Origin of the sequence: Flavobacterium anhuiense (genome assembly GCF_004151235.1) — a bacterium.
Classification (GTDB): Bacteria; Bacteroidota; Bacteroidia; order Flavobacteriales; family Flavobacteriaceae; genus Flavobacterium; species Flavobacterium anhuiense_A.
In genome coordinates this window covers 104,119-115,765 of record NZ_JUIV01000018.1, presented here as the reverse complement: position 1 = coordinate 115,765, position 11,647 = coordinate 104,119, and the positions used below count along the sequence as shown (strand labels likewise).

6 protein-coding genes are annotated in these 11,647 nt (G+C 36.3%); all 6 read right to left on the bottom strand.

Features of this window, described 5'->3' with window-relative positions; all coding sequences use genetic code 11:
• Nucleotides 1-4,684, bottom strand: a 4,684-nt coding sequence (locus NU08_RS22555) for a hypothetical protein (RefSeq protein ID WP_165352482.1), incomplete at its 3' end; no start/stop codon positions are given.
• A 516-nt stretch (nt 4,685-5,200) separates the two neighbouring features.
• Nucleotides 5,201-6,124: a tRNA epoxyqueuosine(34) reductase QueG gene (gene queG, locus NU08_RS18365; protein WP_129748552.1), complete on the bottom strand. Its 924-nt coding sequence runs from the start codon at nt 6,122-6,124 to the stop codon at nt 5,201-5,203.
• Entirely contained in the window at nt 6,124-7,470 is a 1,347-nt protein-coding gene (locus NU08_RS18360) for a cytochrome P450 (RefSeq protein ID WP_129748551.1), read from the bottom strand. The genes queG and NU08_RS18360 overlap by 1 nt, the downstream gene beginning before the upstream one ends.
• 11 nt (nt 7,471-7,481) lie before the next feature.
• Nucleotides 7,482-8,504 (bottom strand): Holliday junction branch migration DNA helicase RuvB, encoded by a 1,023-nt coding sequence (ruvB, locus tag NU08_RS18355; RefSeq protein WP_111379234.1) that lies wholly within the window; start codon nt 8,502-8,504, stop codon nt 7,482-7,484.
• A gap of 106 nt (nt 8,505-8,610) precedes the next feature.
• Nucleotides 8,611-10,413: a cbb3-type cytochrome c oxidase subunit I gene (locus NU08_RS18350; RefSeq protein WP_008466848.1), complete on the bottom strand. Its 1,803-nt coding sequence runs from the start codon at nt 10,411-10,413 to the stop codon at nt 8,611-8,613.
• A gap of 30 nt (nt 10,414-10,443) precedes the next feature.
• Complete coding sequence (locus tag NU08_RS18345; RefSeq protein WP_129748550.1) at nt 10,444-11,634, bottom strand: cytochrome c oxidase subunit II; 1,191 nt, start codon at nt 11,632-11,634, stop codon at nt 10,444-10,446.
• Between the last annotated feature and the right edge of the window lie 13 nt (nt 11,635-11,647).

The window sequence follows — 11,647 nt, the reverse complement described above, 5'->3', positions numbered from 1 at the left end:
ATTCTCCTGTAACATCAGCTAATATTGGTTTTGCAGGTTTCTGGGTGTCTTTAACGATTACCTTTTGGGTGGCCGTTTCTGTATTTCCGTTACCGTCGTTAAAAGTCCAGTTAATCGTATAAGTTCCTTGTGCTGAATAAGTCAAAGGATCTGACGTTGTTCCGATTACTGTTCCTGCACAGTTGTCTGTGGTTGTTGGTCGCGTAACTGTCACAGAACATTCTGCTGTAATATCTGCTAATGTTGGTTTTGCAGGTTTTTCTGTATCACTAACTTTAACTGTTGAAACAGCCGATGTTTGCTCGCAGCTTGTTACTGTATTTTTAACTTTTACTTTATAATCTCCGTCAGAGTTTACAACTAATGAAGAAGAAGTTTGCCCAGAAATTACAGCATTGTTTCTGTACCAAACATAAGTCGCTGAACTTGCATTTGTAGCCGCTGTCAATGTTGTGGTTAAACAGGCCGTTAAATTTCCAGTTATAGTCGCGGTCGGCAATGCATTTACGGTTACAATATGTGTAGTAGTCGCAGGTCCGTTACATCCCGCAGCACTTGCTGTGATTGTAGTTGTTCCTGACCAGTTTGCAGCGTACGTCACCACTCCCGTTGTAGCATTAATTGTATTACCCCCTGCGATACTTGCAGGATCCAGATTATAACTAATACTTGTTGAATTACTTGCAGTTGTGGTTCTTGTATCTGTTCCTGATCCTTGGCAACGAGAAGATGTTGTAGGAGAGAATGGTGAAATTGTCACATTTGGCGTTAAAGTTACAGTTCCTTGAATTGTTGCTTCTGTACAAGGTGCAGTATGTCCAACAGTTGTAATGGTGTAAGTGCCTCCTGCTGTTGGGTTTCCAGAAATTGTAATTGTTTTTGCATTAGTATCGACCGCAGCAGATAATCCTGCAGGCAAGTTAGATACTGTAGCATTTGTAGCACTTCCTCCAAAAGTGTAAACAGCACTAGGGACTGATGCTCCAGAACAAACCGTTGGATTTCGAGTGCCACTTGTAAATACAATGCTAGAAGGGGTATTTATAACCGCTGCAACAGCAATTCTTGATGTTGAAGTACAACCTGCAGCTGTTACTGCACCCACATAGTAAGTTGTAGTAGCTGATAAAGTTGGAGTGTTAAAAGTTGCTCCAGTTCCTAATACTGTCAAAGTCGTAGGATCTGCATACCAATTAATAGTTGCACCTGTTGAGGCGGTTGCTTTTAATTGTAATGATCCTGCACCACAATTTGAAGCCTCTGTTGTCGAATTTATTGTTGGTATTGTATTTATTGTTGCTTTAACTTCAGTTCTTGTTGACGTTGTACAGCCATTATCTGTTGCTTCAACATAATAAGAAGTTGTTGCAGATAAACTTGGCGTAGTAAAACTCTCTCCTGTCCCTAATGATACTCCTCCTGTTGATGCAGCATACCAATTGATAGTTCCTGCTGATGCTTCAGCGCCCAAAGTTACTTCTCCAGTTCCACATCTTGATGCAGGAGAAACTCCTGTTATTGTTGGTTTTGCATTAATAACGAAATTTACCGCTGCTCTACAATTTGAATTACCTGAACAAGCCGCATAATATGTTTTTGTTCCTTCAGTAGCAGTGTTTGTCAATCCTGATCCTGCAACTCCCACTGGGTTAAATGAAGAGCCAGTATAAATCGATGAACCTCCAGTTGATGTAGTATACCATTCAATTCCACCTATAGTATAATTTACAGTAATCTGCATATAATCTACATATGCAGTAATGTCATTACTTGATGTTCTAGTGATACTTGCAGATAGAGCAATTCCAAAATTTGAATTATTAATATCTGCAGGAGTCCAAGTGGTATTCCATAAATCTGATGATCCACCATAATTTGCTGCAGAAGTAGAACTTGTTGACCAATTAGATCCTGTGATACCTTTATTTTCACCAATAACATTTCCTGCTTTAATTAAACTAACAACATTATCTTTAACATTCACAGTAGAGCTGGCAGTACTACTATAACGACCAATTGTAACTTGAATTCCAGTAATTGCAGCATTCGTAGGAATATTAAAATCAAAATCTGTTCCTTGAAGAGACCTTGTCGCAACAGTGGTGTTCCCTCCACTATTAACAGTTGCAGATGCATAGCTTGAATCATTAGAAGTCACTCTCGAAGGATTAGACCAAGAAAGTGATGCCGTACCTACACTATTACCTAATCTTGCGATTTTTGCTCCTGAGCTATTAGACGTTCCACATGGAGAAGAAGCTGTTAATGACCCCGTTCCATCTTGACAAATAGCAACACCTGTAGCCGTTGGCGCTCCTGCAACAGCATTAACAACAATTCCTGCATTAGGTGCAGAAGTACATCCTTGCGCATTTGTTGTAGTTACAGAATAAGTTCCTGGTACCAATCCAGAAAAAATACCAGTTGTACTATTTACTGGAGCAGAAACAGGATTGGTTCCCGTTAATGTATAACTTATTCCTGAACCGTTTGCAGGTGTATTAACCGTTATAGTCCCAGTTGGAGATGCACAAGTTGTTTGCGTTACACTCACAGTTGGTGCTGCAGGCAAAGCTAAAATTGAGATATCATCAAGGGCAGTACTTGTTCCATTAAAATTTACACCAGGAACATTTGATTGCCCAGTTCCCTCATAAGTTTTATTTGCAGTGCCATAAGCATTTGTAAATGCGGTTATTCTTCTAGTAGAATTGGCAGTTGTACGTGTTGGGTCAAAGTACAATGCTTGAGCATTTGCACTATAAATTCCTGCCGCCATAGAAGCGGCAACTTTTCCAACTAAAGTTATAGTAACAACTGCATTTTGTGCAATATTAAATCCTCCAAAAACGGGATTATTAGCGGTAACTGTTGTCGAATTGGCTAAAGTTCCTGCTGGCCCCGAAGCTCCTGCAGAATAAGTTGCAATAGCCGAATCGAATTCAATACCTGTTGGAAAACTAAAATCCAACATCACTCCAGCCGCATTTCCAGCTCCCGTATTTTTTATTTCGATTTCATAAGAAACTTTTTCATCAATAGAATTACAAACTGCAGTGGTCGATAATGTTTTTACTTTTGTTTCAAGAACTGGAAAACAATTTGCATTAACCTGTAAATTTGGCGGTACGTCTGCTACTGTAAAAGTCGATACATAACCATCTGTTCCAGCTATAGCACCGTGAGTAATTCCTTTTCCTGCATTAGATTTACCAGCCGCTCCCCCAATTACTTTTGTTGTAATGGTTACTGAACTTGAAACATTGTGGCAGATAATTCCACCTCCTCCACCTCCACCTGGTCCGTGCTCGTTATTATTGTCGTTTTCAGTATTTCCTCCTGCTCCACCACTAGCTTGAATTTGAATGTTGGCAGTACTATTATTAGAAACATTCAATAAAACTGTTCCTCCTGCTCCTCCTCCTCCAGCACCATCTGGTGAGTTAGCATAAGTTCCTGGTGCTCCATTTCCCCCATTTGCATAAATAGTACCATTCCCTAAAACATTTCCAGCATTAATAAGGATAATTGCCCCTCCAACACCTCCTTTTACACCAGAAGAGGCATTATTTGCATCTCCGGCGCCACCGCCTCCCCCCATAATAAGCCTTGGAAATTTTTCAATTACAGTATACGATATTGATCCTGGTCTTCCTCCTCCTGTAAGATTATTAGAAAAGAGATCTCCTCCTCCTCCTTGCCATCCAGCTCCTCCAAGACCACCAAACCCGCCATTACCACCGCCACCTCCACCGGTGTTGTGGTCATTACCACCTCCTCCTGCATTGGCAGGAGCACCTCTTCCAGCAGAGCCTCCTGGCATTCCTTCCACTGTATTTGCTACCTGATTAAAGCCATCCCACATATACTTAGGCGTACCAGCTATTCCTTCCCCTTTTCCAGAAACATTACTTTTTGAAGAGTCATCAACATAAGTTTTAGAATCGTTAGTATTCGAATCTGCTTTTGGGCTATATCCTCCTCGAAACCCCCTTGCACTACCATCAATGCTAAAACCATTAAAATTGAATGTTCCAGAAACATTAAAAGCAATAATACCACCGGCAACTCCATTAAATGGTGGTGTAGTAATATTGGCTGTAAGGGTTAAATTAGAGTATTGAGGTACTCTCACTACTTGAAATGTTCTCTTTCCTCGTGTTGTTGTAGCATCTGCATTATAAAAACTATTCAGGACGCCATTGTTCGTGCCTGTGCCTTTAAATGTCAAATTCCCTCCAGTTAAGGGCACACTGTTTGTCGCAATTACATACTCAAAAACTCCAGTATTACCACGAGACGTAAATCCTGTACCCCCTTGACTATCTGGACCGCTATTTGTTGTTCCCGAACCATAACTATTTGTATTTGTATAATTTATGGTTGCATCCTGCATTTGAATAATTAAAATCAAGTCTCCAGCTGAAATCGGAATAGCTCCAAAATTATTCGAATATTGATCCGTTGCAGGCACTCCAGCTAACAAAATAGATTGAGCTCCCGCATTTAAAGTAATATTTCCTGAAATTGGATAATACGTATTTACAGATCTTGAAACGGCAACAGGTCCATCAACTCCAGGAGTTCCGCATACTTGTGCGAATGAAGTTATTGGTAATATGGCAAATAGGATAAAAAGAATTAGTCTAGAAAATCCAGACTTACAAAAAGTAGAGTTACGCATAGACGACTTGTGTTTGTGGAACAGAAATTTTGGATACTAAAAAACGGATGATCGTTTTTAGTATATGTGTGAGATACGTGAAAAAATATAAATTGGATTTTGAGAAACTTGAAAAAGTTTTCCCGAGACTTACACAAAAAAAGGACATTATGTAGACCATGACATTGTATAAAAAAGACTAAAAAAGTCTTTCTGGTTTTAAATTAAGTAGATTTGGAAAGTGCGAAAGTATATCGCGAAATCAAATCGAACCTTATTATTCCGACAAAGTGCACATAAAGTCGTCAAACAACAGTTTTTAACAATTGTTCATCGGTTGAAAATCAATTTTTTGTAAATATTTGACAACGAAATAGCTGAATTTTCTTAAATAATTATGACAATTTAGAATTCTTACAGAATTTATTGATAATTAAGTAAATTAACGTAAGAAATAAAAAAGACAAAGACAAAGCACACAACTAACAAAACAATTGACAATCAATACTTTAAAACAAAACCACAAATACCAAAATGCTATTTTAAAAAATTGATATTGCGTTTTAAACCTTCAAATTTGGTTCTTTTGATAGGGGAATTTTTAAAGACTGTTCGAAAAGTCTCCTCTGTAATTTCTAACCAGTCTTTTTTAGTAAAAGAAAGCAAGTCTGGATTCGGATTAAACAAAGGTTCTGAGTGCGGTTTTGAAAATCGATTCCATGGACAAACATCTTGGCAAGTGTCACAGCCAAACATCCATTCATCAAATTTTCCTTTCATTTCTTCTGGAAGATTTTCTTTTAATTCGATGGTATAATACGAAATACATTTACTGCCATCTACAATGTAAGGAGCTACAATTGCCTGCGTGGGGCAAGCATCGACACAAGCGGTGCAAGTGCCACAATGATCTGTTACAGCATGATCATATTCTAATTCTAAGTCAATAATAAGTTCGGCAATGAAGTAAAAAGAGCCTACTTTTTGAGTAATCAAATTACTGTTTTTTCCTATCCAACCCAAACCGCTTTTGGCTGCCCAAACTTTATCTAACACCGGTGCTGAATCGACAAAAGCACGTCCAGAAACTTCTCCAATGTTTTCTTGAATCGAGTGAAGAAACTCTTTTAGTTTATCTTTAATTACAAAATGATAATCCTGTCCGTAGGCATATTTAGAAATCTTAAAACTTTCATCATTTTGAAATGAATCTGGATAATAATTAAGCAAGAGGGATACGACACTTTTACCATCATCAACCAATAAAGTCGGATCTAAACGTTTGTCAAAATGGTTTTCCATATAAGCCATTTGACCATTTCGATTATTTTTTAGCCAATTTTCAAGTCGAGGCGCTTCTTCCTCCAAAAAACCAGCTTTAGAAATACCGCAAGAAAGAAAACCAAGTCTTTTGGCTTCTTCTTTTATAAATTTCGAATATTTTTCTTTAGAATTAATCATTATCTCTCAGAAAAAACAACTTCAATACCAACAGGTTTTAAGGTAATCAAAGGATTAAAATTGATCGTATTTCGTACTGAAACAACTTTATATTTTTTGATAATATGACAAATCGCTAAACACATTTCATAAATAGCAAAACCAGCACCAATGCACATTCTTGGTCCTGCTCCAAAGGGATAAAAATATTGCATAGACTGTTTTTTTTGTTCTCCTAAAAAGCGGTCTGGATTAAACTGATCTGGATTATCCCAATATTTTGGATTTCGATGTAATTCATAAAAAGAAACTCCAATCAAAGTATCTTTTTTGATAGTAAATTTTCCTAAAACGTCATCTTCTACGTTTTGTCGGTCTGTAATCCAAGCTGGCGGATATAAACGCATTGATTCATTCAAAACTGCATTTATATAAGTCATTTTTTGGAGCTGCTCTACAACATTCTCACTTTCCGATTCAACTTTAAGAATTTCTTCAAATACTTTTTGCTGTACATCTAAATGACTTCCTAACAATTGCAATGTAAAAGTCAAAGCATTTGCAGTTGTTTCATGTCCAGCAATAAATAGAATTTTTATTTCATCTATTAATTGTTCAACAGACATACCCTTGCCAGTATCTTCATAGCGAGTTTCCAAAAGCATGTTCAGTAAGTCATTCACTTCATTTTGAGAAGCAATTCTTTCTTCTATAATACCTCTAATAATTGCATCGTTTTCCTTTGCCAATTGAAGATGCTCTTTTACCTGTCCACTAATCGAAAACCACCATGTTTTATGTGGCAATCTAATTTCTTTAATTAGAAAATTCTGGACTGCTTCAATAATATATTTTATACGGTTAAGTTTTTCTTCTTCAATAGAAAATTGAAATAATGATTTAGCGACAACATTAAATGCTACCTCACTCATCATAGGAAAAAGATCAACTTTTTTATCAACAACAATTTCTTTTAGCTCAGAAACGATAGTTAGTTTCATATTATCAACTAACTGATTCATTTTTTGCTTATGAAAAGCAGGCTGAATAAGCCTTCTTTGTTTCAGCCAAAATTCTCCATCAACCGTTAAAAGACCTTTACCTAAATATTTAGAAAGATAAACAGACTGGAATTTAGATTTATAATAATTCTTCTGATTTTTCTGTAGTATATATTGAGCAACATCATTATCTCTTGATAAGATAATGTGTCTTGATTTTCCTATTCGTATAGAAAAAGAATCTCCAAAACGATCAAAATATTTTTCATGATAAGGTATAGGATTTCTACGGACTCCTTCTGCATCAACAAAAAATCTTAGAATAGAAAGTTTTGGCGGATAATTATATTTTTTACTTATAGACATTTCTATATGTGTTAAAATAATTCTCCCTGATTATTTGTATTTACTTTTCCAAGATGTTTATAAGCCTTATCCGTAACTTCTCTTCCACGAGGTGTTCTCATTATAAATCCTTCTTGTATTAAAAAAGGTTCGTACACTTCTTCAATAGTTTCACTACTTTCGCTAACCGCCGTAGCTAAAGTTGAAAGTCCAACCGGCCCTCCTTTAAACTTATTGATAATCGTAAGTAGTATTTTATTATCCATTTCGTCCAGACCGTGAGCATCTACATTAAGTGCTTTTAAGGCATATCTAGAAATTTCTATATCAATTCTTCCGTTCCCTTTTATCTGCGCAAAATCACGAACTCTCCTTAATAAAGCATTTGCGATACGAGGAGTTCCACGGCTTCTTCCTGCAATTTCAATAGCCGCCTCTAGATCAATAGGCATTTTTAATATAGAAGCGCTTCTTTCAACAATAGTAGTTAAAAGTTCAGTAGTATAATATTGTAATCGAGAAGATATTCCGAAACGGGCACGCATTGGAGCAGTCAATAATCCTGATCGCGTTGTCGCTCCAATCAAAGTAAAAGGATTCAAGTTAATTTGAACCGTTCTTGCATTTGGCCCCGATTCAATCATAATATCAATCTTGAAATCTTCCATCGCAGAATACAAGTATTCTTCAACAACAGGACTAAGTCTATGAATCTCATCAATGAACAAAACATCTCTTTCGTCTAAGTTTGTCAGCAAACCAGCCAAATCGCCAGGTTTATCCAATACTGGACCAGAAGTAATTTTAATACCAACTTGTAACTCATTGGCTAAAATATTTGCCAAAGTAGTTTTTCCTAGACCTGGAGGACCATGAAAAAGGGCATGGTCAAGCGCTTCTCCACGCTGGTTGGCGGCAGCAACAAAGACTTTCAAATTTTCCAAAACTTGATCTTGTCCGGCAAAATCATCAAATGACAGCGGACGCAATCTTTTTTCAAGATCTAACTCTTCTGAGTTATATCCTTTGGTAGTAGGATCTAGATTTTCATTCATCCCACAAAGATATATAAACTAATCAGTTTCTAAAATAGTTAAACTGAACGATTAAAACTTTAACTAAACAAAAAAGGCTGTCATTTCTGACAGCCTTTGATTATTTCTAGTGGTGTAAAACTTCTTCACCTTCTTTCATTGGTACATTTTGAGGAACAAAATCTACATCGTGATTAGGGTTACTGTAGTCATACGGCCAACGATATACGTGAGGAATTTCTCCTGGCCAGTTTCCGTGAATATGCTCAACTGGTGTAGTCCACTCTAAAGTTGTAGATTTCCATGGGTTTTGAGTTGCTTTCTTACCGTAGAAAATACTGCTAAAGAAGTTGTATAAGAATACTAATTGGAACGCACCTCCAACAAGAGCAAATGTTGTAATTAAAACATTCACATTTTGCAAATCATCAAATAATGGGAAGTTTGTATTAGTATAATAACGTCTTGGTAAACCAGCTAATCCGATAAAGTGCATTGGGAAGAAAACTCCATAAGCACAAACTGCAGTTACCCAGAAGTGGATGTAACCTAAGTTTTTGTTTAACATTCTTCCGTACATTTTAGGGAACCAGTGGTAAATACCAGCAAACATTCCGTAAAGTGCAGAGATACCCATTACTAAGTGAAAGTGAGCAATTACGAAGTAAGTATCGTGAACGTTAATGTCTAATGTACTATCTCCTAAAATGATTCCTGTTAAACCTCCAGTGATGAAAGTAGAAACCATTCCGATAGAGAATAACATCGCTGGGTTGAATTGTAAGTTACCTTTCCATAAAGTTGTAATCCAGTTAAATGCTTTTACAGCAGAAGGGATTGCAATCAATAAAGTTGTGAAAGTAAATACAGACCCTAAAAAAGGATTCATACCTGAAATAAACATGTGGTGACCCCAAACGATAGTTGACAAGAATGCAATTGCAAGAACTGACATAATCATCGCTCTGTAACCAAAAATTGGTTTACGAGCATTTGTTGCCATAATTTCTGAAACAAGACCCATCGCTGGTAAGATTACGATGTAAACCTCAGGGTGACCTAAGAACCAGAATAAGTGCTCGAACAATACAGGAGAACCTCCTTGGTAGTGTAAAACCTCTCCAGCAATATAGATATCAGATAAGAAGAATGAAGTACCAAAACTTCTATCAAAAATCAATAATAAAGCTGCAGATAATAAAACTGGGAATGAAATAACACCAATAATAGCTGTTACGAAAAATGTCCAGATTGTAAGAGGAAGTCTAGTCATAGACATTCCTTTAGTTCTTAAGTTAAGTACAGTAACTATGTAATTTAAAGATCCCATTAAAGAAGATGCAATGAAAATAGCCATAGATACTAACCATAAAGTCATACCAGTTCCAGATCCAGGAATTGCTTGAGGCAAAGCACTTAAAGGAGGGTAAATTGTCCATCCTGCAGAAGCTGGTCCAGCTTCAACAAATAAAGAACATAACATTACAACTGCTGATAAGAAAAACAACCAGTATGAAATCATATTCATAAATCCAGATGCCATATCTCTTGCTCCAATTTGAAGTGGAATCAATAAGTTACTGAATGTTCCACTCAAACCTGCCGTCAGTACAAAGAATACCATGATGGTACCGTGAATTGTAACTAAAGCCAGATAAATATCATTTGCCATTACACCATCAGGTGCAAATTTATCTCCTAATAAAACATTAAATATTTTGAAAGACTCTTCTGGCCACGCTAATTGCATTCTAAAAAGCAAGGACATTGCAATCCCAATTACTCCCATAACAATACCAGTAATCAAGTATTGTTTAGCAATCATTTTGTGATCAATACTAAAAATATATTTAGTAATGAACGTGTCCTTATGATGATGTTCGTGCTCGTGATCGTGTCCGTGATCGTGACCGTGCGCTTCTGCTGACATATATTTGTACTTTAAATTTTCTTAATAATATTATTTCATCGCAACTTTAGCTACAGCAGCTTTAACAGTATCAACAACTGTTTTAACAGTATCAATTACTTTTGCAGCAGTATCTGTAGTTGGTGCAGCTCCTTCAGCTGGTTTCTCAGCAGCAGCTGCCGCTTTAATATCTTGAGCTAAAGTAGTTTTCTCACTTAACCATTTTTTGTAATCCTCTGGAGTATCAACTACAACTTTCATTTGCATATTGTAGTGAGAAGCTCCACAAATTTTATTACATAATAATAAATAATCAAATGTGTAAGGATCTAAAGCTGTACCCCCTTTTGCAACTAATTCAGCGCTTTTTTCAGCTCTAAGTTTGTTGATGTGCGCAACTTTTTCAACCATAAATGGTAACTCTCTATATTCTGCAGTAGTATAAGTTGGAACGAAAGCAAATTCAGTAACCATACCTGGAACACAGTTCATTTGTGCTCTAAAGTGAGGAAAATAAGCAGAGTGCAATACATCCTGAGAACGCATTTTAAAGTGAACTTTTTTACCTTTAGGGATGTGTAATTCTGAAACTACAATATCATCTTGAGCATTAGGATCTGACATATCCACCCCTAATGTATTAACTCCTTCAATTAAACGTACGTTAGCTTTACCTAAAACATTGTCTTGTCCAGCATATCTAGCCGTCCATTTAAATTGTTGAGCATATAATTCGATTTCGATTACATCTTCATCTTTATCAACAAACATAATGTTATTCCAAGCATACAATCCGTAAAGGATCAAACAAGCTAAAACAACAGATGGAATAATACTCCAGATTGCTTCAAGTTTATTACTATCAGCAAAGAACAATGCTTTTCTATCTTTATTTCCTCTATTTTTAAAAGAAAACCAGTAAAGCAAACCTTGCGTAATAACTTGAACTGTAAAGATTAAAACCCAAGTAATATTCATTAAATTATCTACTAAACCACCGTGCTCAGAAGCAGGAGTATGAAGTACCAAATTACCCCATTTTAGTAAACCATAAATCGTAAATATATAAATGAAAGCTAAAAAGCCAAACATAATATATCCCTGAACGTTATTGTCATTATCTGATGCAACCTGAGAATCATCAGAAGACGATCCCACCTGAGTAAGATCAAATATCTTCGTCAATTGCCATAATGCAACCGCTAATAAAACTAAAACTATAATTACCAACAAACTTGTCATCTGTTTACTTCTT

What these genes read in the sequence shown, in the direction of transcription:
- queG (WP_129748552.1), bottom strand. Translation starts at nt 6,124, where the DNA reads ATGATTAATTCTAAAGAAAAATATTCGAAATTTATAAAAGAAGAAGCC.
- NU08_RS18360 (WP_129748551.1), bottom strand. Translation starts at nt 7,470, where the DNA reads ATGTCTATAAGTAAAAAATATAATTATCCGCCAAAACTTTCTATTCTA.
- ruvB (WP_111379234.1), bottom strand. Translation starts at nt 8,504, where the DNA reads ATGAATGAAAATCTAGATCCTACTACCAAAGGATATAACTCAGAAGAG.
- NU08_RS18350 (WP_008466848.1), bottom strand. Translation starts at nt 10,413, where the DNA reads ATGTCAGCAGAAGCGCACGGTCACGATCACGGACACGATCACGAGCAC.
- NU08_RS18345 (WP_129748550.1), bottom strand. Translation starts at nt 11,634, where the DNA reads ATGACAAGTTTGTTGGTAATTATAGTTTTAGTTTTATTAGCGGTTGCA.